Genomic DNA, 22,832 nt, shown 5'->3' on the forward strand with positions numbered 1-22,832 from the left:
AGCAAAAGCAAATCAGATAAAAATGTAGGGCTTAAGTAACTAAAATAAAGAAAAAGCCATACAAGTAGTATGACTTTCTTTGCGGAACAATTAAGCTTGTGGTGCAGGCGGTCTTCCATGATCGTAAGTAGGTGCACCAGTATCACCATCAGCTATACCCCAAGGCTCCCCGTGTGTGTAAGATGAAGACCACCCTTCTCCATGTGTATATTCTGGAGAAGTACCGATATGCCCATCACTAAATGCTAAATCAGGTCTTTGTGGTGCAGGTGTGTCACCTTTGTTTAATGCCGAAAATTCTAAGTTGTTACTTATACCAAAAGTCATAATTCCAGCTAACGTTAAACCTGCTATTGTTAATCCAAACTTTTTCATTACTTTAACGCCCCTTTAGCTAATAGTTTTTTCTTTGCTTCATTACTCATATAAAAATATTTACTAGCCTTCACATGATGTTCCTCTGCATAAAATTTATTCGCTAATCGTTCTGCATATTCTTCAATGCAATCCCATAACTCTTCTTTTTTAAAGTATGAAACTCCTGCTAATACAACAGCTTCTAATTCTGTAGTGTTAGACGTGTTGTTCAATTTTTCTAAGATTTTAAAGCGATATTGATATTCTTTATTTGCTAATTCATTGCAAATGTTTAAGCCTTTTTCGATGAGTTGAGATGCTATTGCCGTTTCGCCTAATTTTAAATTTTCATCTGCTTGTAAATATAGGGCTTTAAAGTGATTTGGTATATTTTCTGTAACCTCTGATAAGTGACGAATTGCTAAAGAGGATAGATTTTGATTTGCATATAATAGTCCGATGTTATTTCTAACACGTAGTAACAATGTTCTTTCATTTTTACTTTTTAGAATATCTATGGCAGTGTTAAAACTTTCTTCGGCTTGTTCAAATTGCCTTAAATCTATACAAGCTAATCCAAAAACATTGTCACATAATGCTACATTAATTTTATAGCCTGTGTGTTTAGAGAAAATATCTTTAGCTATTCGTATGTAATCAATAGCTAAAAGCGGTTTATAGATTTGATAATAAAATGAAGCTAAACGGTAATTAAATTCAGCTTCTTCTACTTCATTCATTGCGTACATTAAAAGTTTTTTCGCCTTCTCAAAATATACTTTTGCTTCATTATAGTCTGCAAGAATTGTGCTGTGAATAGCTTTGAAGAAGTGATAATAATAGGATAAAAAACTACTATCAGGTATATCAAAGGAGTTAATTTCATTAAAGCTATCTTTTGTAATGTTAAATCCATCGGTTAGTACTTTATATCTAAAGTCTAATAATGAATAGTATAATAATAAATTTTTATCTTCTTTTATACTGGAAAGCTTATCTTCAACTTCTTGTTTTAAGTTTGTTGCTTGTACATTTTGATGTTGTAGTATAGCTTGATACCAGTCATTAAATAATTTTGAAATCTGTTCATTACCCTTCACTGGAACACGCATATAATCCCTTCCTTTTCTGAATAGTCTTACATTAAATGATAGCAAGAATAGAATATAATGGAAATTGAAATTTAGTATTTCTCAACATTTGTTTAACAATTTTATTTTCAATTATATAACTAATCGTATTCATTCTAACTGTTTAGTAAATTCAAATATTTGGTACAGTGAAATAATTCTACACGGTACAATTTTTTTATAAATGCTATGAATGCCGTTAAAGAAAAAGCAAAGAAAGACTTCCAAGATGATTACATGACACAGAATTACGTAGCAGATGAACAATCTAAGGTATTTGATTATATAAATGGTATTGAACTCAAATCCCAGGAAGAACTAAACGTTATGAAGAAAGTGATCAACGACTTCCCTAATGACTTCATGACTACTGAATATGTTTATAACAGATAAAAGCTATGAACAAGCAGTAATAAGATATTATGCTTTTCATTTTTTCGCAAACAAAATATGGATAAATACGTTAAAATAATATTCGGATGGGAGTCCAATACATATTATTAAAATTAAAGTGGTTCAAGTCGGAGAAAGGCCCCTTTTGGTGTCTTTCTTTTGTGTTTATAACTTTTTTTAGAAATTATTTGAAATATTATACAGTTAATTATATTATTATGTGTGTATGATTTCTGGTTTTAAAAATTACAAAAATTAATAGGGGGGAAACAATAATGAAGTTAGGAAAATTAGCATTAATTGGGGCGTTAACTTTTAGCGGTTTTACTGCAATAGAAATGAGTAAGCCTACCTCACAAGCAGCTGCAGCTTACTCAGATCCACTTAATGATGATTGGGGATTTAAAACCATTGTGGATTTACAAAATTCAGAGGAAAGTACATATCAACCAGATTGGAAGATTGGGAATTTAATAACTGGTGATACATTTTACTTAGCGCAACACTTTGGTAGAGAACATTTTGGTGCGCAAATGAAAATTTTTAAAATCCACACAAATGGTATCCTAGAACGATTCCAAACAATAGAACCAGAATTTATTCCTGGAACAGAAATTTGGCAAACCCCTATCACAGATAGCTATACAAGTGGTACTTATGTAGCTGCAATTAAATATCGTGGTGAATTCACGTATTCAAATCAATTTACAATCAATTAGGGATGTAATAAATTGAAAAAAGACTCACTTGGGTTTCTTTTCTTCTGTACATTATATCTATTACGTGCTCATTTATTTTTTACGAAACCCACCCTTTTGCTTTGGACGGCGACGAGGAGTGGGTTTTTTGTTATCTTTTTCTAAAATTTGTTTCCTAAAAACATACGCAGAAACTTCACGTACAATGGCTTTCACAAATTCTTTTAGAAGCTCAAACAAAAACTCCATAGGTATATCACCCCCTTTCCTTCCAAATGGAAAGAAGGGATAACCAATCACACTCACAATATACAGTTAATCCTATTTTATTATACTAGTACAATCTCACCAATATAAAAAAGGACCACCATTACTGGCAGTCCTTTTTTGGTAGTTTTAGAAATTAAATTATAACATATTAATATACAAATTAAAAATATACCTTTACAAAAGATACTATAAGTTTTTTATAATTCTTGATTTCTCAATTTTCATTGCATGATGAATTTTTCTATAAGTATTAACAACTAACATTAAAATTATCAATCCACTAAATTATTAGAAAAAACTGGTTATCTATATAATCATTTGGTAAAATATAGATATAATTTAAGAGGGTAAAGTTAATATAGACCAACTAAGTAATGCTAAGAAAATATTTTATTGCATAAAAAAAGGCTCCATTGCTGGAGCACTCAAAATAAACAAACGAATTAAAACAAGAAACAGACAATTTAACTATATAGATAAAACATAAATAAATCTATATATATAAAGATGCATATAAAAACTCTATTTATTGATGCTATAATAGGTTTACTCGATGATTGTTATATTTTTTTATGGTTTTTAAGCAATAAATACCTTCTTAACACCAATTGTACAAGTAAAAGAAGACATCTTAAGCGATGTCTTCTTTTCTTATATAATAACAACACAATAAAATTAAGATGGTTCAAGTGGGAGGAAGGCACCTTTGGGTGTTTTTTCTTTGTCGAATTTGCCTAATAGGGGCAGCACCACATTGCTATCAAGTTAAAAATTTTTTTCACCCAAAACAAAAAAACGAGCTGAATTCACATAAATAACTATGGAAGAAAACAAAAACTTGGGATTAAAGAACTTGTGATGTATGACTATATTGGCTGTTTTTATCCAGAAGGATACATTTGTATTTAATCATGAGGATATTGAAGGAATTATATTTGTAGGTTTTATAGATGAGGAAGAAGAGGTATTTGTAGGATTGCTTAATTGAATAGGATCTAGAAACAGGTAGTCTTCAAATTTTGATAAAACTAGCAATCTCCACGCCGAAATTGGTTAAATTATAAGGGGGAAAAGCTGGTCACGAAAATGATGAAGAGATTACTATTTTTAAATCAGTTGGTTTGGCTGTAGTAGATATTATTGTTGCGAATTATTTGTATGAAAAAGCAGTGGAGCGCGGGATAGAATTGAGTTTTGAGGGACTGCCTTTTGGTGGTCTTTTTTGCATAAAATCTTGTAAAGCAAGAAAAAGTAGAATATTAATATTCTAATATTCAATAGAAAGATAAAACGTTTAAAAGTTCAGAATAATAGATTATAATATGTTTAGTAAAATTAACCAATATATATTTTGCTCATTATGTATTAAAGGGGAAATGAAAATGGCTGGACAAATTCGTATGTCACCAGAGGAGCTTAAATCGAAAGCGGCTCGATATGGACAAGGTGCAAATCAAATTGAGGACATTTTAAGTCAACTACAAAACTTACAAAATGAATTAAGAGGAGAATGGGAAGGTCGTGCTTTTGAAGGTTTTGACCAACAGTTCAATCAATTAAAGCCAAAGGTACAAAACTTTGCACAGCTATTACAAGAGATTAATATGCAGCTTAATAAAACTGCAGAGGCTGTTGCTTCTCATGATGAAGAATTATCACGTAATTTCGGTTTGAAATAAAAATTGTCATACTCTATATAACAAGCATTTCAAATGAGCCATACAGCTTATAGTGTATGGCTCATTTGATTGCATGCCCAGCGAGTGATATTGATAGGGATATATATAATGAGATTTCTTTAATGCATTTGGAAAATTTATAGAAAGGATTTGAAAGAATGGGACAATTTCAAAGTAATTTACAAAAAGCAACACAAATTGCTACGAAAATGGGATTAGCCTCTGATAGGATTCAAAGTGCAACCAGTCGTTCTATAACAAAGGCGACGCGTACAACGTTGTCTGTTAATTTCAAAGCACAAGAAGCGAATCAGCAAGTTTTAGACTTGACGAAACAATTTTCCGCTGCCTTTCAACAAGCGGTTGATAATATTCATTCGGTATCTAATGAATTTGAGAGAATGGATAATGAACTTCACAACACTTTTCGCTAATGTGACAACCTACGTAAAGTAAAATAGTAGGAGGAAAAAGATGAGTCAACATATTGAAAAACAAATTAATCAAGTAAATCAAAAGTTACGAAGTGTATTTGAAGAACAAGACCGAAATCAATCTGCGATTCAAAAACAGGAAAAAGTAGAAGAAGATTTTCATGTATGGAAGAATCAAAACCATCGTTTGTTTGATCGTATTTTAGGAACTTGGCATAAAGATAGAGAAATGTCATTGTTTTTTATGGATATTCGTCAAGAAGCACAATACATCGAACGAAAACTTACATTTGAATTGGAAAGCCAAAAAGAAACATTGTTTAAAGAGAAACGAGATCTTAGTGATTTAGAAAATGATCTTTCATATCAGCAACAACAATTAGTAAAGGAGGCTAATTCATGAGTTTAAATATGTATTTGGGAGAAGTACAAAACCAAACTCAAAGTATGAATGCTGTATGTACGGCCACCATTCAAGGTATGGAACAAGCAATTCAGTCGATTGATGCTTTTGCAACTGATACTGTGTTACAGGGGCAAACATATAGCAGTGCAAAAGCATTTTTTGTACAAACTTTTCGACCTTTGGCACAAGGAATTATTTATTTGTGTGAAGAATTAATCCGTCAGAATGGTGCTTTTCCAAGTCAATTTCAATCACAAGTCGCTTCCACAGATGTAATTGAACAAGAGATATTAGAACAAATTCGGGAAATTGACCGAATGAAAACAAGTATGGAAGCTGTCAATCAAGCTATGCCAATGCCGGGTATGGATGCTATGGTAAATCTTTTTATTGTTATGAGGCAAAAACTGCAAGAAAAGCTGGATCATTTGTATCAATTCAATCAGAACTCTAGTAATAATTATAGTACAGCACTTCAATTAGCAACTAGTATTGCTGCAGGTCTTGCGGAAGTTCAAAGTGGGAAGGGATTTAGTGTTGTCAGCGGTACATTTAGTACGCAAGGATTGAATATGGATTGGACGGGGCCTATTCAAACAATTACAGAAGATAAAGCTCGTGAAGTTGAAAGGTTAAATAAGGATTCTGAATCTGGTGAAGTAGACAAAAAAGAGTCATTTTTAGGTATGACTGGATTCAATTGGAATGCACCATTGGATGGAGCGGGGAATACATTCGGAACACTTACAGGTGCAGTTGTAGTAGGGAATACAGCTCATAAAGTAATTAATGGTTATAAGGTAACATACGATTTGGACAGAAGAGCACAACGCGTCCTTGTAAGAGAATATTCCGGTTTTAAGGGCAATAAAAAAATTAATGGAAAGTATAGGGATTATAAGATTTATTATGTAGATGATGTCGCGGCAAAAATGAAAAATGGAACTGCTAGCAAGACGATAAAAGAAATAGATGCTCTTATAAAAAATGGAAGTGCGCTAAGTGCGTCTAAAATGGCTTTAAAGGATAAACTTGGATGGTTTAGTGTGGCTATAGACTCATATACGGATACAAGTGAGAATATCAAAAATAATGAATCAAATGATAAAATCGCCGGGGATATTATTGGTAATGTTGTTGTAGGAGGAGCAGTAACCGTAGGGGCAACGGCTCTTACAGTTGCTGCCCTCCCAGCAGCACCAGTTCTGGCGGTTGCGGCAGCTGGATTTGCTGTTTCAGTAGGACTAACATATTTTACAGAAGGTGTGAAATGGGATGTTGATTTAGATGGTGATGGTGAAGATGATAGTATTAAAGATATGGTGAAAACGGGTGCGAAAAAAACTTGGTCAACAGTAGCGGGGTGGTTTAATTAATATGAAAAAAATTATAGATTTTAATAAGAAAGCTTTTGCACATTATATGGCTCTTTATCCTGTAAATGAAATAAGATTCCAAATAATTGCCCTTGTTCTTGTGGGAGCGGACATATTTATTCTGTTGCCCGCTTTTGCGAATCCTTTTCGATTACTCTACGTATATATAGTAACTCCTCCAGTTGTTTTTTTAAATTTGTGGGCGATATGGATTGCTATCAATCCTCGGAAACGACAATTACAATACACCCTATTTCGAGGAGTATATGGCGCCATATGTTCAGTCGGATTATTGGTTATAACTCAAAAATATGCTTATGAAGTGTTACAATTACAAACTCCCATCTATTTTATTCTTTCATTTGGTTTGTATGGTTTTGCTTTGTATTATTTTTATAAAAATCATATTGAAAAACTTCAGGAACCAAGAAAAAAATCAAAATCATCGAAAGGAACTGGTGGTGTAAAAGTAGCAGCTATTGCAGCGGGATCGGGGCAGTTAATTGCTAATATAATTCTTAGCATTGCAACACAACAGATGGGGGCAATTGTATTTATGTCTGCATGCACAGTGTTTTCGTTTGTTTTGTTTTATATGATTATAGAACTCCATAAGTATTATTATTTACGGAAGCATATAGAAGATGGAGGGAAAATACGTATAGGCTTTTAAAGAGGATTTGTTGCATTTCAAGTATATAATCGCATTCTTCTTCTAGTTGGTTAAAGGATAGAAAAAATAGGAGGGAGAGTTAATCTCATGAATGTGGAATTACATTTAGATAGCAGAGATATCTTTTTTCTATTTTGGGTGATAGGGATAAATAATACTTAATCGAAAACGACAGGGTGGTGCAAGTGAGATTCTGCGCTATTTAAATAATCTTTGAAAAATATATCAGCCGTATAAGAAAGGGCGGAGAATTATGCAATTTTCTAAAGAAAAGCTGTTACCAAATGGCTCTATTGTTCTGTTAAAAGGAGGGACAAAAAAGGTTGTAATTTACGGGAGAAAACAACTACTTATGGTTGAAGAACCGGTTATGTATGACTACATAGGCTGTTTTTATCCAGAAGGATATATTGATCCTGATTATACATTTGTATTTAATCAGGATGCTATTGAAGAAATTATATTTGTAGGTTTTATAGATGAGGAAGAAGAGGCATTTGTAGGATTGCTTAATTGAATAGGATCTAGAAACAGGTGATCTTCAAATTTTGATAAAACTAGCAATCTCCACGCCGAAATTGGTTAAATTATAAGGGGGAAAAGCTGGTCACGAAAATGATGAAGAGATTACTATTTTCAAATCAGTTGGTTTGGCTGTAGTAGATACTATCGTTGCGAATTATTTGTATGAGAAAGTAGTGGAGCGCGGGATGGGATTGAGTTTTGAGGGACTGCCTTTTGGTGGTCTTTTTTGCATAAAATCTTGTAAAGTAAGAAAAAGTTGAATATTAATATTCTAATATTCAATAGAAAGATAAAATGTTTTAAAGTTCAAAATAATACATTATAATATATTTAGTAAAATTAACCAATTTATATTTTGCTCATTATGTATTAAAGGGGAAATGAAAATGGCTGGACAAATTCGTATGTCACCAGAGGAGCTTAAATCGAAAGCAGCTCAATATGGACAAGGTGCAAATCAAATTGAGGACATTTTAAGTCAACTACAAAATTTACAAAATGAATTAAGAGGAGAATGGGAAGGTCGTGCTTTCGAAGGTTTTGATCAACAGTTCAATCAATTAAAGCCAAAAGTACAAAACTTCGCACAGCTATTACAAGAAATTAATATGCAGCTTAATAAAACTGCAGAAGCTGTTGCTTCTCATGATGAAGAATTATCACGTAATTTCGGTTTGAAATAAAAATTGTCATACTCTATATAACAGGCATTTCAAATGAGCCATACAGCTTATAGTGTATGGCTCATTTGATTGCATGCCCAACTTAGCTGGACACACGTTTAAAAAGAGTGATATTAATAGGGAATTTTCATATATTTATTGGGATTTTTTTGGCATCTTCTGAAAATTAGAGAAAGGATTTGAGTGATGGGACAATTTCAAAGTAATTTTCAAACGGCACAACAAATTGCTACGCAGATGAGAACAGCTTCGAATATAATCCAAAGTGCAACAAATCGTTCTATAACAAAGGCGACGCGTACAACACTATCTGTTAATTCCAAAGCACAAGAAGCGAATCAACAAATGTTAGATTTTACGAAACAATTTTCCACTGCCTTTCAACAAGCGGTCGATAATATTCATTCAGTAGCCCGAGAGTTTGAGAGAATGGATAACGAACTTCACAACACTTTTCGCTAATGTGACAACCTACGTAAAGGTAAAATAGTAGGAGGAATATAATGAGTCAAGATATTGAAAAACAAATCAATCAAGTAAATCAAAAGTTAAGAAGTGTATTTGAAGAACAAGACCAAAATCAATCCGCGATTCACATTCAGGAGCAAGTGGAAGCAGATTTTTATGAATGGAGAGGTCGAAACCATCGTTTGTTTGATCGAATTTTAGGAACTTGGCATGGTGATAGAGAAATGTCTCAATTTTTTATGAATACATATCAAGAGGCACAACATATTGAACGAAAAGTCACATTTGAATTAGAAAACCAAAAAGAAACGTTGCTTAAAGAAAGACGAAACCTTAGTGATTTAGAAAACGACCTTTCCTATCAACAACAACAATTAGCGAGGGAGGTCAATGCATGAGCTTAAATATGTATTTAGGAGAAGTACAAGGCCAAACTCAAAGTATGAATGCTGTATGTAACGCTACTATTCAAGGTATGGAACAAGTCATTCAGTCAATTGATGCCTTTGCAATTGATACTGTTCTACAAGGACAAACTTATAGCAGTGCAAAATCATTTTTTGTACAAACCTTTCGTCCTTTAGCGCAAGGAATCATTTATCTGTGTGAAGAGTTAATTCGCCAGAACGATGCTTTTCCAAGTCAATTTCAATCACAAGTCGCTTCCACAGATGTAATTGAACAAGAAATATTAGAACAAATTCGAGAAATTGACCGAATGAAAGCAAGTATGGAAGCCATCAGTCAAGCTATGCCAATCCCAGGTATGGACGCTATGGCGAATCTTTTTACTGTGATGAGGAAAAAACTGCAAGAAAAGCTGGATCATTTGTATCAATTCAATCAGACCTCTAGTAATAATTATAGTACAGCACTTCAATTAGCAGCTAGTATTGCTGCAGGTCTTGCGGAAGTTCAAAGTGGAAAAGGCTTTAGTCCTGCAAGTGGTACATTTAGTACGCAAGGGTTGAATATGGATTGGACGGGGCCTATTCAAAAAATTACAGCAGATAAAGCTCGTGAAGTTGATAATTTGATTAAAGAAAGAACAAAGCATGAAAGGTTGAATAAGGATTCTGAAAAAGTAGATAATAATAATAAATTTGCTACTAAATTAAATAGTATTGTCAATAAAACTAGTAGTTCGGATAATCATATTGTGTTTAAAAATTCTGGTGGATTAGGTGTAGAACCAGATAAAAAAAGTGGTGCTTTTGCTCAAGCTTTTAAATATGAAACGGATATACAGCTTCCTAAAGATATGGATACTTTTTCTAATGATTTAACATCTTTTAATAAAATTGGTGGAGAGGTTAAAGGAGCTGTTGTAGATGCTGGATTTAAAGTTGAAGATTTTACTATACATGAGCAATTGCTTAGAGCTGAAGTTAAAGCTCAGTTTGGTGGGGGAATTGGTGGAGAAGCCAAGGCTGGGGTAACTTTTAATGATCTTGGTGTAGATCATGATTTTGGAAAGGCTCATATAAAAGTAGGAAATGCTGAAGCTGGTTTTGAGGCTAAAGATGGTCATATTGGTATTGGTGCGAAAGCAGATTTAGTTAAAGGTGAAGCAGAACTTAAAGTTCCTATTCCTTTTATTGATTGGAAAGTAGTTGTTGGTGGAGAGGCAGCTTATGGTAGTATTGGTGGAGAGGCTAAATTTGGATTAATGAATGAAATTGATGTTGGTCTTGGAATAGGTCTAGGGGTAAAGTTTGGAGTAGAAAAGGATTAAATAGTTTTATTTAATTAATGTTAGGAGGATAAAGTTTGTTTTCTTTAGATGTATTTAAGAAGATTTTATTGATTTTTTGTGCTATTGCTGTTCCATCTAGTTTGTTAGCTATATGGTTTGGAGCAGATGCTACGTTTAATGAAAAAATTGTTTTATCTGTTGTATTTTGTTTAGTAATGCCATTATCTATTTTTATATTTTATAAGATTGTTTCATTTTTTTTTAAGAAATCTCATTCTTCAAAGAAATATTAATTTTTTATAATTTAGTTAGGAGGAACTTTTAATTATGGAAGATAGATATATGCCAAATTTATTTATTGGAGAAGATTTATTACCAATTGGTTCTGTGGTTCTTGTTGAAGGAATTAATCAACCTCTTATGATTTACGGTAGAAAACAGGGACAAGTGAATGAAAATAAAATGTGGGATTACGTGTCTTGTCCATATCCTCATGGGAATTTGTCTAAAGAATACAATGTATTTTTTAATCATAATCAAATTGCTAGTTTATTTTTTAAAGGTTTTGAAACAGTCGAAGAGTTAGAGTTAAGAAATAAACTAGCAAAATTTTAGTGAAAAGGTAGATTAATTATATGTTTTCAGGATTTCAATGGTTTCCTAAAAGATGGGGAAAAAGAAAAGTTTCAGAACAGTTTCATCAATCAAAGTTTGCTGATGAAGGTAAAGGTATTTTGATTACTATTTATGCTATAGATTTGTATTTTATATCTATTCCTTTAAAGGTAAAAAAATATAATTAGTTTTAATCATAAATATATTTTTTATTTGAAGGTTAGAGGATTACCCCTAAAATGTGAATTTACAATATTAATTTGTTGCTAGTCTTAAAAATGAATAACTTTAACATCAATAAAGATTTTGAGATAAGTCATACGAGATACTTGTAAACCTTAGCTGAAGTGTAAAATTAATTAAATATCTATCAATAGAATAAATCATATTGATAGATATTTAATATTGTAAATCTGCAAGTTCTTGATGTTATTTCAGTTTTTTATTAATTTCAATATATTTTAGGTTCATGAATACTTACTGGGGATATTATTAGAAATGTGTATTGAATTAAATACAAAGTGTATCTAGTATATTGTCTTTTTCTTCCTTGTTGATACCAATATATTTCAGTGTAATTTATAGGGTGCTATAATTGAGTATTTCGTGTAACATAGTGACACCTTTTATTTATAGAACCAATAGCCGAAGCTTTTGCGCATGGTGTGAGTCCCAATAGATTCGATACCAGCAAAATCTTTGGCTTTTTTAAATTTTTGATAAGTCTAGATCTTATTAATTGGTTGATCTTTTTTTCGAGAAGGGAAAAATATTTCACAGAAGGTGTAAAATGGGATGTTGATTTAGATGGTGATGGTGAAGATAATAGTATTAAGGATAGGGTGAAAACGGGTTCGAAAAAAGCTTGGTCAACAGTTGCGGGGTGGTTTAATTAACATGAAAAAAAATACAGATTTTAATAAAAAAGCTTTTGAATATTATGTGGCTCTTTATGCTGTAAATGATATAAGATCGACTATAATTACTCTTGTGATTGGGATAGCAGATATATTTGTGCTTTTACCTGCTTTTGCGAATCCTGTTCAACCGATATATATGTACATAATAGTTCCACCAGTTGCTTTTTTAAATGTATGGGCAATATGGATTGTTATAAATCCTAGGAAGCGACAATTACAATACACTCTATTTCGTGGGGTATTTGGCATCGTATGTTCAGTAGGATTATTAGTTATAACCCAAAAGTTTGCATATGGAATGTTAGGATTACAAACTCCTATCTATTTTATTTTTTCGGTTGGTTTGTATATTTTTGCTTTGCATTATTATTATAAAAATCATATTAAAAAACTTCAGGAATCAATCAAAAAATCAAAATCATCGAAAAAAACTCTAGTTTTGGAGTAGTGGCTTTTGTAGGATTGGGTCAACTCATTGCTAATATCAGTCTTGGTTTTGCAACACAAAAGATGGTAGCAATTGTATTAATGTGTGTATACTCCATGCTTTCGTTTATGTTGTTTCATTTCATTATGGAACTCCATAGGTACTATTATTTAAGGAAGCATATAGAAGATGGGGGTAGAACACATGAAACCTTTTAAAGAGGTTTATTGAATTTTAAGTATTGTGCTTTATGGAAGGAAACAAAAACTTATGGTTAAAGAACCTGTGATGTATGACTATATTGGCTGTTTTTATCCAGAAGGAGGAAAGCTGATATGCAAGCATTTAAAGTTGGGAAATTAGTCACATTCGTTGCAATTATAATACTTCTTGTAGTTGCTATTTTATCTCCTTACAACTTATTTAAAAAGATTTATTTTATTATTGGTGTTCTTATTATTGGCGCAATTTCACTTGGTACAAATAAATTTTTTGAACTGATACACAGTAAATTTAATAAGAAATGATATTACTTATGTGATAGGGAAATTCCCCTCTAAATCCTTAATGATTTAGAGGGGAATTTCTACAATATGATTTTACTGGATTACGTGGAACTAAATTAGCCCATCACCATATTGGTGGTGGTCAAGCTGTTGGTGTTCCGCTGCCACTACATCCTGGTTTTTGAGGGGTTCATAACGCAAAAAAAGCGATTGGAGCATGGGTGAAAGATGCAGGATATGTAGAAATGCTTCAGAAATGTATTGAACATCATACATTAGGCGGTAAATAAAAAATGAAAAATGAAAAATGAAAAATGAAAAATGAAAAATGAAATGGAAAATTGTTTTGATAAAATAATTAGAGAGTGGCAAGATTGTAATAGTTCATTACTAAAATCTTTATGGATAGAAGAAGCAGATACTTTTATCTATGAAGGAGAACCAGATATAGAGGGGTACGTATTCTGGAAACCGTTAGAAAAAAATATAATTCATGATTTTTCTAATATAGAAAAAGATTTGGGGATACAATTACATAATTCAATTAAAGAATATTATAATTCTTATTGATTTTTAGACTTTGGAGGTAATTATTTAGGTTATGCTTTTGAATTAAATCCTGTTATACCAGGAATTGAACTGCATGATTTTTATGTATCTTTACAAGGGTACCAAGGCGCACATGATAATCAACTGAATAATATTCCTATTGGTATGGAATTTAATGGTCTCTTGGTAGTTGTAGATAATGAAAATGGTACTGTTACAGGGAAACCAAATCAAGTTCCAAAAAAGTAAAAGGAGAATTATATGGATTTAATAGATTTTAAGAACAAAGGTCTTAAGTATGATTGGAAAACTATTTATACCGGTGTAAATAAAAAATATTTCGAACCGAATGTCATTTCTGATTATGCGGTGGAACTAATGGAAGCCGGTGATGATGAAGCTTTTGTTAATGAACTAGCTTGGGGAATAGATTCTAGTGATTTAGATAAAATTTTGTTTGAAATTAAAGATTTCCACTTTCCTAATCTAGAAGAAAATAGTGAAGAATTACAGAATGAGATAAGTAAACTCAGATTCGTTTACTTATCTAAGTTAAAAGAAAAGATTACTGATGAGGATGAACTATTAAATAGAATTGCAGAGTTTTATGATAGACATGATTATCCTGAAGATATGACAAGTTTTATTACTTATATGCCCCAAGATACCCCAACTACGAAGGAAGATTTGTTAAATAGGTTTTATAAATTTTTGGATTCAGAGAAAAAATTTATTGAATAGCTACTTTGCTAGATTCTGAGGGCAAGAAATGAATTTTTTGAAGAACAAGCCTTCTTTAAGGTTGAATATTTCAATGAACCATGTTATCTAGCTTGGAGTAAGTGAAGAGAAAGTTACATATGGAGAATGATCAACAAAAGAGACCTAACATTTGCGGTCTCTTTTGTTGATTTAAATTAAAAAGTATCATTTAAGTGGATGCCCTTTTGTACCTCTTACTTTACATACAAATAGGCTTCAATTGCTGATACATAGTATCTTTTATCCTTGCTGTTATGTACTTTGTATTGTGGCGCTCCATTCACAGTTACCTTTACATCAATGGTAAATCCTAATCTTACCTCTAAAGCACCAACAACATCTTTACCCTGCCAAGAAAGAGATTCATCGAGTTCAGATTAACGAAAAACATAGAATACATAATTTTAACTAGACTTATTATTAACTAGTGTATCCCCACCACCAAGCTCTGCCTCAATCTGCGAAGTCTTCGATGACTCATCCATACGCCAATACGTAATAAAGCTGATCGCGATACATCCAGCTACGTAGAAGTAGAATAGTGATTCCATTCCGATACTTTTTAGCCATAATGCGATGAACTCAGCTGTTCCGCCGAATATCGCAACGGTTAGTGCATATGGTAAACCTACGCCAAGTGCGCGAATTTCGGTCGGGAAGAGTTCTGCTTTTACAATTGCGTTAATGGAAGTGTAACCAGTAACGATAATGAGACCGACCATCATGAGTAAAAATGCTACGATTGGTTCTGTCGTTTTTTCCATGAAGAAGAAGATGGGCGCTGTTAGTAATGTTCCGAGAATACCGAATGCCATTAATAGTGGGCGGCGTCCAATTTTATCGGATAATAGCCCTGCAATTGGCTGAAGTACGACGAATATAAGTAGTGCGACAAAGTTAATCCAGCTTACAACTTCTTTCGGAAGGCCGACTGTGTTTACCATGAACTTTTGTAAATATGTTGTGTACGTATAAAATGCAACAGTGCCTCCTAATGTTAGGCCGACTACTGTTAATACTGCTTTCGGATGTTTCATAAGAGCGCGAATGGTTCCTGCGCTTTCACGTTTTTGTGATTTTATGTTTGAGAACTGCTCCGACTCATCCATCGTGCGGCGAAGCCATAATACAGCTACTGCGCCCATCGCTCCAATAATGAATGGAATACGCCATCCCCAAGCTTTCATATCTGGTTCGCTTAGTAATTGCTGAAGAACAATTTGAACGCCTAACGCAACCATCTGTCCAGCAACGAGCGTTACATATTGGAAACTTGAATAAAAACCACGGCGTCCACTACTAGCCATTTCAGATAAATACGTTGCGGAAGTTCCATACTCTCCGCCGAGTGACAACCCTTGAAGTAAACGAGCAAGAACTAAAATAATTGGTGCCATAATACCGATACTTTCGTAACTCGGTGTACAGGCGATAATTAAAGAACCACCGGCCATAACCGTAATGGAAAGCGTTAATGCTGCCCGGCGTCCATGCCGATCCGCATAACGTCCCATTAATAAACTCCCAATAGGGCGCATTAAAAACCCAACTGCGAAAATAGCTGCTGTGTTCAGTAATTGACTCGTTGGATCTCCTTTAGGAAAGAACTCTGCTGAAAAATAAACAGCGAAAGCAGAGTAAACGTACCAGTCGTACCATTCAATTAAATTGCCGACAGAACCTTTGAAAATATTGCCGGCGACTCGATTAGATTTTGCTTGAGCCATAATAATTCCTCCTCGTACTTATAAATAAAAAAATAATATGAAAGCGTGTTCATTGTAGTTGAATTGTACTGTTCTTTAAATGAAATCTCAATATTATGACAATTTTATTCTTTTTGTACTTTATGAACATGGATATTTTTAATAGTTGCTTCATTTTCAGTTTTGTCATAATAATAGAAAAAGGAGATTGATAGTTTTGAATATTTTATCAAAGGGTATGGGGTATGAAAAAATCACGCAAAGTTTCATTGCAAACGAAAATAGTAAGCTTAATTATCGCGTTAATTTTATTTGTCGTTCTCCTATTAGCGGGAATATTTGTTTACATTCAGTCCGTTGATACGAAGCGCCAAGTAGAACAGTTAGCACTGCAAACAGCGAAGTCGCTTTCTTTTATGCCTGCTATAAAAGATGCTTTTCAAAATAACGAGCATAAAAGTACGATTCAATCTATTGCGGAACAAGTTCGTGAGCAAGCTGGTGCGGATTATGTCATTATAGAAGATCGCTTTGGGGTTATGTATTCCCATTCTAATTCGGAGTTAATTGGCACAAAGAGTAACAACCCGTATAACTATGAAGCGCTCACTTTTGGCGGATACTATACGCTCGAAGGAAAGGGTTCAAGTGGCCCGGCTTTAATGGCGAAGGCACCTATTATTGTTCATAACGGAGATTACGATCAAGTAGTAGGCGTTGTGACAGTAGAGTTTTTAATAAAAGGTATTGAATCTAACATATTGAGTAGAACGAAAGAAATTATCCTCTTTTCATTAGCAGTATTATTAGCCGGCATTGTTGGTGGCATTCTTTTAGCGCGTAGCATCAGGAAAGATACACTCGGTTTAGAGCCGAATGAAATCGCAGCGTTATACCGGGAACGAAGCGCAATACTACTATCTATAAAAGAAGGGATCATCGCCATTGATCAAAATGGTTTTATTACGATGATGAACACCTCAGCAGAAGAAATGCTTCATGTAAATGATGATTATATGCAGCAGCACATTTCAAAAGTTTTACCGGAATTTAATATGGAGAGAGTGCTAGAAAACGATCAAGAAATCGCGTTTCAAGATAAGGTGTTTATTTTAAATATGACGCCGATACTCGAAAATAACAGTACGGTAGGTGTTGTATGTAGTTTTAGAGATAAAACAGAACTGCAAAACTTAGTGAATACGATATCTGAGGTAAGAAAGTATTCTGAGGACTTACGTGCTCAAACACATGAATTTACAAATAAGCTCTTCGTCTTATCAGGATTACTTCAGTTAGGGCATTATAAAGAAGCAATTGAATTCATTCAGCAAGAATCTAACATTCATCAAAGCCAAAACCATATTTTATTCCATCAAATTCACGATGCGAAAGTACAAGCTATTTTATTAGGAAAAATCGGAACAGCATCTGAGAAGAAAATTGATTTTCATATTGAAGGAGATAGTGCGCTTCATCCATTACCAGACCATATAAAGGTGTCGCACCTTATTACGATTCTTGGAAACATAATCGATAATGCATTTGATGCGGTGAGCGAACGAGAGGAAAAGAGTGTTTCCTTCTTTGTTACGGATATTGGGCACGATATTGTATTTGAAGTGATAGATAGCGGGATAGGGATACCGGTAGAAAAAATTACGACCATTTTTCAAAAAGGATTTTCAACGAAAGGGAATGATCGTGGTTACGGATTAGCGAATGTGAAAGAAATGGTAGATCTACTAGAGGGAACAATTGAAATTCAAAACGAGAAAAATGGGGGAGCGATTTTTACAATTTACCTTCCGAAAACATTGAGAGAAAGTACATGACAAACAGGGGGATGGGCATATGTTGAAGGTTGCAATTGCAGAAGATGATTTCCGCGTCGCGCAAATTCAGGAAGAGTTTTTATTAAAAATAAAGGATGTAAAAGTGATTGGAAAAGCATTGAACGCGAAAGAAACGATAGAACTACTACAAAAGGAAGAAATCGATTTACTTCTATTAGATAATTACTTACCAGATGGAATTGGAACTGACTTATTACCACAAATCCACGCTGATTTTCCAAACGTTGACGTCATTATGGTAACAGCGGCAAATGAAAACTATATGCTAGAAAAAGCAATTCGAAACGGAGTAAGCAATTACCTCATAAAACCAGTCACGTTAGAAAAATTTGTTCGCACGATTGAAGACTATAAAAGAAAGAAGCAACTATTACATAGTAACAATGAAGTAAATCAAGCACTCATCGATAATTTCTTCGGGACTTCGCAAACACAAGACATAAAAAACTTACCGACAGGTGTGGATCCGTTAACACTGCAAAAAGTGAAAGGCATTATAAAAGGATTCGAAGAGGGCATTACAATAGAAGAAATGGGAGAACAAATGGGGGCCTCCAGAACAACCGCAAGAAGATATTTAGAATACTTAGTAGCGACCGGCGAATGCACAGTAGAGTACACATACGGCATTATCGGACGACCAGAACGAAAATATCGCATAGGACGAGGACTATGAAAAAACGATTATTACTATGTATATGGATCATGACAGGAGTAATAGCTGGTTGTTCCTCGGAAAAATCCCATACGAATACAGTAAACATAGAAGAAGTAGAAATCGTTGCGCCAAACGTTCAAGGAGCAGGATGGGACTTAACAGCGCGAGCGATGCAAAAAACACTAACAGAAGAAAAAATCTTTACAAAACCAATCACTGTCACAAACAAAGTAGGTGGCAGTGGTGACGTCGGCTGGAAATATACGAAACAAAAAGGGGGTCACGTACTGGCGATTAACTCAAGCTTACTCATAACGAACAACCTACTAGGCCACAGTAAACTAACATATAAAGACTTTACGCCGCTCGCAACATTAGCATCGGACTGGGAAGTTGTTGTCGTATCCAAAGACTCAAACATAGAAAACGCAAACGAACTAATGAAACAACTAAAACAAAACAAGAAAAACTTCAAAATCGGAGTTGCCCCCGGCCTAGGAAACGACGATCACCTATCCTTCGTACAAGTAAGCAAAGCATTCGGCATAAACCCAGCCGAACTACAATTCTTCGTCTACGAAAACAAAGAAAAAATCATAAACGCCCTAACGAACAAACAAATAGGCGCCGCGACCATGACCCTATCCGAAGCCGAAAAACAATACAAAGCCAGCAAAATAAAAATACTAGCCGTATCCGCACCAAAACGACTAGACCGACTACCAGAAATCCCAACATGGAAAGAACAAGGAATCAACGTCATCTTCCAGCACTGGAAAGGAATTATGGGCCCAAAAGATATGACGGAGGAAGAGGTTGCTTATTGGGATGGTGTTATTAAAAGAATGGTGGAGAGTGAGAGTTGGAAGGGGATTTTGAGGGAGCGGGGTTGGGAGAGTTTTTATAAGGATAGTGGGGAGACTAGGGGGTTTTTGGAGGAGAGTAGTGGGTGGTATGGGGGGATGGTGAAGTTTAGTGATTAATGCATGATTATTTGTAAGAAATAGGATATGTGACATAAATAATGCCACATTATAAGTTATAATTTACTTATAAAAATTTATAAAAATGATTATTCAGGAGAATTGATTTACAAATTTATAAACGGCGGTGTGTGGAGTGGATTATAATTTTGAGATTTTATCATTGTTAGATAATTCAATTGAGTTTGAGAAGCTACATAGTAAGTTTAATCGTTTTAATCCTTTTAAAATATTGAAGGTAGATAAGTTTGAGATTAGACATTCTAATATGATTGCTTGGCTACTTGATCCTATGGAAAATCATCACTTAGGTTCTATGTTTGTAAATAAGATCCTTTCTAGGACTTTTGTAAAGGCGGAGAATGAGGAGTTAATTGGACAATATAATTTTATTAAATTACATAAGCAGTCTCTTCAAGATTTGGAAGTGTTCCGCGAAGTACAAACGAAAAATAATAAACGAATTGATATTTTGGCAATATCAGAGGCGCAAAAGGTTGCTATTTTAATTGAAAATAAATATAAGTCATCTGAGTCAGATGGACAATTACAAAATTACATAAACTTTGTTAGTGAGAAATATGAAGGGTATACAATCATTCCAATTTTTTTGAGTTTAGATGGTAGCGCTCCGAGTCATAAAGCGTATCTTACTTTAGATTATGGAGATATATTAAATATTCTAAAAGGGCAATTGGAGATTTATAGTGAGTATACGTCTAGTACGATAAAAGATTTCCTTTCCTACTATATTGATATATTAGAGGGGGAACTAGTTCGTGATGAGGAAGATATTGAACTAGCATTAACAGTGTATAAGAGCCATAAGGCTGCTGTTGATTTTCTATGTTTAAATGGTAACGGAAAAGTAGTTGGAAAGTTTGTGAATAAAGAGTTGTTAAGTGCTGTGAAGAAGTTGAACACTGAAGAAAAGGAAGATCTTCGCAAAATTTATAAGAAGTATGCTGAAACGCTTCACTTTATACATGGAGCTGGAAATAGCGTTATGAGAGAGGCATTTTTACAATTTGTAGAGAAAAATCAAATGCCAGAAGATTGTTACCATGAACATATTCGCATGCCATCTTTCATTTTCGAAGAATGGAAACAGCTTGATGAGGTTGTTGGTGTTCCTAATCATGAGTGGTGGCTAAACAATGCTCTTATAACTTGGTTTGAGAGAAAAGCAGATGGGTGCATGAAACTTATCGTTGAAGTTGGGCCATTGGAATACAAGCAGAGATTAAAGTTGTTATGTAAGTTAGAGGAAAATGGAATTACTATTAAAGAAAAATCAAAAGAAGCTGGATCCATGTATACAAGAATTTATGCTGGATATGAAAATATAAGTGATTGGGCAGATCAAGATGAAATTCTCCGTGTGATGAATGATATGTATAACAATGCTGATTTTAATCAAGTGGTGGCAGCTATAGGCGATACTATAAAAGGGCTTGTATACGCAGAAGAAGATTCTTCTTCTGAAATTGTTGCGGTAGAGGGTAGTCAAACAGACGCGGATACTTTAGCTAATGCTTTTCAATTATTCGTCCATGAACAAAAGTTTCAAGAAGGTTTTTACAATATTCATCACCGACTACCATCATTTATTATGCCGGAGTTTCGCAAACTAGAAGAACAATTTGGAACACCGAAATGGAATTGGTGGTTAAATAACTGTGCGATTATGTGGTTCGAACGTTTGAAAGATAATAGATTGAAGCTGACGCTAGAAATTGGACCACTAGAATCACAAAAGAGATTAATGCTATTAACAAGGCTAGAAAGTAAAGGGAGAAAAATAAGCGCAGCAGCGAAAAGGCCAGAAGCGTCGTATACAAGAATTTACACAAATACAAGTAATATAAGTAATTGGTTGGATGAAGATATTGTTATACAGGCTATGAACGAGTTATTTAATGATAAGGACTGTCAAAATGTTATTCAAATGTTAATAGACATTGCTAAAGAGGAAGTTCATATTTAAAAAGAATTGCCAAGTGCAGAGAGATGTACTTGGCGATTGTTTTAACTATTTTAGATATAGTATGAAAAGGTGATTCTAATTTTTTATACTTAGATGAGGATGGATGAATAGAAACGAGGAATTATATGAGTAAATTAAGCAATTGTCTGTATATGATTGAACTCCTGCATGCAAGAGAGAAAATGAAGATTAGTGAGTTAGCAGAGTTGTTAGAAGTAAAAGAACGGATGGTCCGCATTTATCGTGATGATATTGAAATGGCAGGTATAAAAATTGAGACAACGAAAGGAAGGGATGGCGGTTACTCTCTTTCGAATACATCGTTATTTCCTATTAAAAATATGTCTCAACAAGAGCTAGATGCGTTAACATTCTCAATTCAAAAATTAGTTTCAAAAGGTAATGATATTTATGCAAAGGACGCACAAGTAGCATTAGATAAATTGAATGCCGTTCGGAAAGTTGAAACGAATAAAGACCGTCATATATATTTTGTTCAAAGATCGAAGCCAAATAATGCTTTTTCTAATGAAAATCAAAAATATGTACAACTACAAGAAGCTTTATTTACAAGACGCAAGGTGAGAATTCAATATGAGAAACGATTTGGTGAAAGGTCAGAACGAATTATTGATCCGTACGGTTTTGTACACTACAATGAATTCTTTTATTGCCTAGCTCTGTGTAATGATAAAAAAGAAAAACGTATGTTTAAATTATCGCGAATAAAGGATATTAGAGTTTTGTATGATACATATGAAATACCCGCTGATTTCGATATTCGAGAAGAATTTCCGAAATTAGGTATCGTGAAAGAATCACTTGAAGTTGAGTTACTCATCTATCCACCATTCGCGGCATCTGTACCGGAATCCATTTGGGGAGAGAATCAAAAGATAGACCATAATGATGATGGTAGCATTCTTTTCCGGGCGACGATGAGCGGGAAAGAGTCGATTAAGAAGTGGATTTTGGGGATGGGTGCTTCGGTTAGGGTGTTGGAGCCTGGGGGCTTGAGGGAAGAGGTTATTGAGGAGGGTAGGAAATTAATTGCTTTATATGGTGGATAATTAAA

The 22,832-nt window shown here is 33.8% G+C and carries 25 protein-coding genes and 10 pseudogenes; 29 read left to right on the forward strand and 6 right to left on the reverse strand.

From position 1 onward, the window contains the following. Positions 1–90: 90 nt before the first annotated feature. Both ACTFRU_RS07790 and ACTFRU_RS07795 read right to left on the reverse strand, forming a co-directional pair. Complete coding sequence (locus ACTFRU_RS07790) at positions 91–375, reverse strand: hypothetical protein (RefSeq protein WP_016121979.1); 285 nt, start codon at positions 373–375, stop codon at positions 91–93. Then, a complete protein-coding gene (locus ACTFRU_RS07795) occupies positions 375–1,469 on the reverse strand; it encodes a RapH N-terminal domain-containing protein (protein ID WP_016121980.1) in 1,095 nt (364 codons plus the stop codon). The genes ACTFRU_RS07790 and ACTFRU_RS07795 overlap by 1 nt, the downstream gene beginning before the upstream one ends. Positions 1,470–1,673: 204 nt before the next feature. Between ACTFRU_RS07795 and ACTFRU_RS07800 the strand changes: the two are divergent. Further along, positions 1,674–1,900: pseudogene (locus tag ACTFRU_RS07800) on the forward strand (hypothetical protein); the annotation flags it as partial. A gap of 255 nt (positions 1,901–2,155) precedes the next feature. After that, a complete protein-coding gene (locus ACTFRU_RS07805) occupies positions 2,156–2,599 on the forward strand; it encodes a DUF5065 family protein (RefSeq protein ID WP_016121981.1) in 444 nt (147 codons plus the stop codon). 72 nt (positions 2,600–2,671) lie between these two features. On the opposite strand, the gene ACTFRU_RS07810 is transcribed toward ACTFRU_RS07805, so the two are convergent. Continuing rightward, positions 2,672–2,827: a hypothetical protein gene (locus ACTFRU_RS07810; RefSeq protein ID WP_000394762.1), complete on the reverse strand. Its 156-nt coding sequence runs from the start codon at positions 2,825–2,827 to the stop codon at positions 2,672–2,674. Between the two features lie 840 nt (positions 2,828–3,667). On the opposite strand from ACTFRU_RS07810, the pseudogene ACTFRU_RS07815 reads away from it, so the two are divergent. The 16 genes and pseudogenes from ACTFRU_RS07815 to ACTFRU_RS07890 all read left to right on the forward strand — a co-directional run. Beyond that, positions 3,668–3,836 (forward strand): annotated as a pseudogene (locus ACTFRU_RS07815) (DUF4176 domain-containing protein); the annotation flags it as partial. A gap of 76 nt (positions 3,837–3,912) precedes the next feature. Further along, positions 3,913–4,032 (forward strand): annotated as a pseudogene (locus ACTFRU_RS07820) (ornithine cyclodeaminase family protein); the annotation flags it as partial. Between the two features lie 198 nt (positions 4,033–4,230). Beyond that, positions 4,231–4,527 (forward strand): WXG100 family type VII secretion target, encoded by a 297-nt coding sequence (locus ACTFRU_RS07825; protein WP_000918591.1) that lies wholly within the window; start codon positions 4,231–4,233, stop codon positions 4,525–4,527. 158 nt (positions 4,528–4,685) lie between these two features. Further along, positions 4,686–4,961 carry a TIGR04197 family type VII secretion effector gene (locus tag ACTFRU_RS07830; RefSeq protein WP_006923578.1) on the forward strand — a complete coding sequence of 92 codons (276 nt, stop codon included), beginning with the start codon at positions 4,686–4,688 and terminating at the stop codon, positions 4,959–4,961. A 40-nt stretch (positions 4,962–5,001) separates the two neighbouring features. Continuing rightward, complete coding sequence (locus ACTFRU_RS07835) at positions 5,002–5,364, forward strand: DUF3958 family protein (RefSeq protein WP_000077666.1); 363 nt, start codon at positions 5,002–5,004, stop codon at positions 5,362–5,364. After that, positions 5,361–6,743 carry a T7SS effector LXG polymorphic toxin gene (locus ACTFRU_RS07840; RefSeq protein ID WP_152122297.1) on the forward strand — a complete coding sequence of 461 codons (1,383 nt, stop codon included), beginning with the start codon at positions 5,361–5,363 and terminating at the stop codon, positions 6,741–6,743. Before ACTFRU_RS07835 ends, ACTFRU_RS07840 begins: the two co-directional genes overlap by 4 nt. Position 6,744: 1 nt before the next feature. Beyond that, entirely contained in the window at positions 6,745–7,416 is a 672-nt protein-coding gene (locus tag ACTFRU_RS07845) for a hypothetical protein (protein WP_098821582.1), read from the forward strand. 253 nt (positions 7,417–7,669) lie between these two features. Further along, positions 7,670–7,933 carry a DUF4176 domain-containing protein gene (locus ACTFRU_RS07850; RefSeq protein WP_138101366.1) on the forward strand — a complete coding sequence of 88 codons (264 nt, stop codon included), beginning with the start codon at positions 7,670–7,672 and terminating at the stop codon, positions 7,931–7,933. 76 nt (positions 7,934–8,009) lie between these two features. Beyond that, positions 8,010–8,201 (forward strand): annotated as a pseudogene (locus ACTFRU_RS07855) (hypothetical protein); the annotation flags it as partial. A 126-nt stretch (positions 8,202–8,327) separates the two neighbouring features. Continuing rightward, positions 8,328–8,624, forward strand: coding sequence for a WXG100 family type VII secretion target (locus ACTFRU_RS07860; RefSeq protein ID WP_000918587.1), 297 nt, complete (start codon positions 8,328–8,330; stop codon positions 8,622–8,624). 186 nt (positions 8,625–8,810) lie between these two features. Continuing rightward, positions 8,811–9,086, forward strand: coding sequence for a TIGR04197 family type VII secretion effector (locus ACTFRU_RS07865; protein WP_140159230.1), 276 nt, complete (start codon positions 8,811–8,813; stop codon positions 9,084–9,086). Between the two features lie 41 nt (positions 9,087–9,127). Then, complete coding sequence (locus tag ACTFRU_RS07870) at positions 9,128–9,490, forward strand: DUF3958 family protein (protein WP_086388833.1); 363 nt, start codon at positions 9,128–9,130, stop codon at positions 9,488–9,490. Next, entirely contained in the window at positions 9,487–10,827 is a 1,341-nt protein-coding gene (locus ACTFRU_RS07875; RefSeq protein ID WP_076876521.1) for a T7SS effector LXG polymorphic toxin, read from the forward strand. Before ACTFRU_RS07870 ends, ACTFRU_RS07875 begins: the two co-directional genes overlap by 4 nt. Positions 10,828–10,862: 35 nt before the next feature. Continuing rightward, positions 10,863–11,081: a hypothetical protein gene (locus ACTFRU_RS07880; RefSeq protein WP_076876522.1), complete on the forward strand. Its 219-nt coding sequence runs from the start codon at positions 10,863–10,865 to the stop codon at positions 11,079–11,081. A 34-nt stretch (positions 11,082–11,115) separates the two neighbouring features. Beyond that, positions 11,116–11,403 (forward strand): DUF4176 domain-containing protein, encoded by a 288-nt coding sequence (locus ACTFRU_RS07885; RefSeq protein ID WP_076876523.1) that lies wholly within the window; start codon positions 11,116–11,118, stop codon positions 11,401–11,403. Positions 11,404–11,423: 20 nt separating this feature from the next. Beyond that, positions 11,424–11,591, forward strand: a complete 168-nt coding sequence (locus ACTFRU_RS07890) for a hypothetical protein (RefSeq protein ID WP_000490954.1) — start codon at positions 11,424–11,426, stop codon at positions 11,589–11,591. A gap of 322 nt (positions 11,592–11,913) precedes the next feature. Here the strand turns inward: ACTFRU_RS07890 and ACTFRU_RS07895 are convergent. Beyond that, positions 11,914–12,170 (reverse strand): annotated as a pseudogene (locus tag ACTFRU_RS07895) (tyrosine-type recombinase/integrase); the annotation flags it as partial. Between the two features lie 130 nt (positions 12,171–12,300). Here ACTFRU_RS07895 and ACTFRU_RS07900 point away from each other — a divergent pair. The 6 genes and pseudogenes from ACTFRU_RS07900 (at position 12,301) to ACTFRU_RS07925 (ending at position 14,546) form a co-directional block, all read left to right on the forward strand. Then, positions 12,301–12,968 (forward strand): annotated as a pseudogene (locus ACTFRU_RS07900) (hypothetical protein). Between the two features lie 13 nt (positions 12,969–12,981). Further along, positions 12,982–13,074: pseudogene (locus ACTFRU_RS07905) on the forward strand (DUF4176 domain-containing protein); the annotation flags it as partial. 11 nt (positions 13,075–13,085) lie between these two features. Then, entirely contained in the window at positions 13,086–13,277 is a 192-nt protein-coding gene (locus ACTFRU_RS07910) for a hypothetical protein (protein WP_001147554.1), read from the forward strand. A gap of 98 nt (positions 13,278–13,375) precedes the next feature. Next, positions 13,376–13,441: pseudogene (locus ACTFRU_RS07915) on the forward strand (hypothetical protein); the annotation flags it as partial. 136 nt (positions 13,442–13,577) lie between these two features. Beyond that, positions 13,578–14,021 (forward strand): annotated as a pseudogene (locus tag ACTFRU_RS07920) (SecY-interacting protein Syd); the annotation flags it as partial. A 45-nt stretch (positions 14,022–14,066) separates the two neighbouring features. After that, positions 14,067–14,546, forward strand: coding sequence for a DUF2247 family protein (locus ACTFRU_RS07925; protein ID WP_000364132.1), 480 nt, complete (start codon positions 14,067–14,069; stop codon positions 14,544–14,546). Positions 14,547–14,761: 215 nt separating this feature from the next. Here ACTFRU_RS07925 and ACTFRU_RS07930 read toward each other — a convergent pair. Together ACTFRU_RS07930 and ACTFRU_RS07935 are read right to left on the reverse strand one after the other, a co-directional pair. Next, positions 14,762–14,932, reverse strand: a pseudogene (locus ACTFRU_RS07930) (N-acetylmuramoyl-L-alanine amidase); the annotation flags it as partial. 39 nt (positions 14,933–14,971) lie between these two features. Beyond that, a complete protein-coding gene (locus ACTFRU_RS07935; RefSeq protein WP_017656890.1) occupies positions 14,972–16,294 on the reverse strand; it encodes an MFS transporter in 1,323 nt (440 codons plus the stop codon). Between the two features lie 224 nt (positions 16,295–16,518). Here ACTFRU_RS07935 and ACTFRU_RS07940 point away from each other — a divergent pair, with 224 nt between their 5' ends. The 5 genes from ACTFRU_RS07940 to ACTFRU_RS07960 all read left to right on the forward strand — a co-directional run bounded on the left by ACTFRU_RS07940 (position 16,519) and on the right by ACTFRU_RS07960 (position 22,827). Then, positions 16,519–18,108, forward strand: coding sequence for an ATP-binding protein (locus ACTFRU_RS07940; protein ID WP_440037568.1), 1,590 nt, complete (start codon positions 16,519–16,521; stop codon positions 18,106–18,108). A 19-nt stretch (positions 18,109–18,127) separates the two neighbouring features. Next, positions 18,128–18,805 carry a response regulator gene (locus tag ACTFRU_RS07945; protein WP_086388835.1) on the forward strand — a complete coding sequence of 226 codons (678 nt, stop codon included), beginning with the start codon at positions 18,128–18,130 and terminating at the stop codon, positions 18,803–18,805. Then, a complete protein-coding gene (locus ACTFRU_RS07950; protein ID WP_142374181.1) occupies positions 18,802–19,770 on the forward strand; it encodes a tripartite tricarboxylate transporter substrate binding protein in 969 nt (322 codons plus the stop codon). Before ACTFRU_RS07945 ends, ACTFRU_RS07950 begins: the two co-directional genes overlap by 4 nt. Positions 19,771–19,906: 136 nt before the next feature. Beyond that, positions 19,907–21,757, forward strand: a complete 1,851-nt coding sequence (locus tag ACTFRU_RS07955) for a PD-(D/E)XK nuclease family protein (protein WP_440037569.1) — start codon at positions 19,907–19,909, stop codon at positions 21,755–21,757. 125 nt (positions 21,758–21,882) lie between these two features. After that, positions 21,883–22,827, forward strand: coding sequence for a helix-turn-helix transcriptional regulator (locus tag ACTFRU_RS07960; RefSeq protein ID WP_086395467.1), 945 nt, complete (start codon positions 21,883–21,885; stop codon positions 22,825–22,827). Positions 22,828–22,832 lie beyond the last annotated feature (5 nt).

Source organism: Bacillus cereus group sp. MYBK220-1, assembly GCF_051916445.1.
Classification (GTDB): domain Bacteria; phylum Bacillota; class Bacilli; order Bacillales; family Bacillaceae_G; genus Bacillus_A; species Bacillus_A cereus.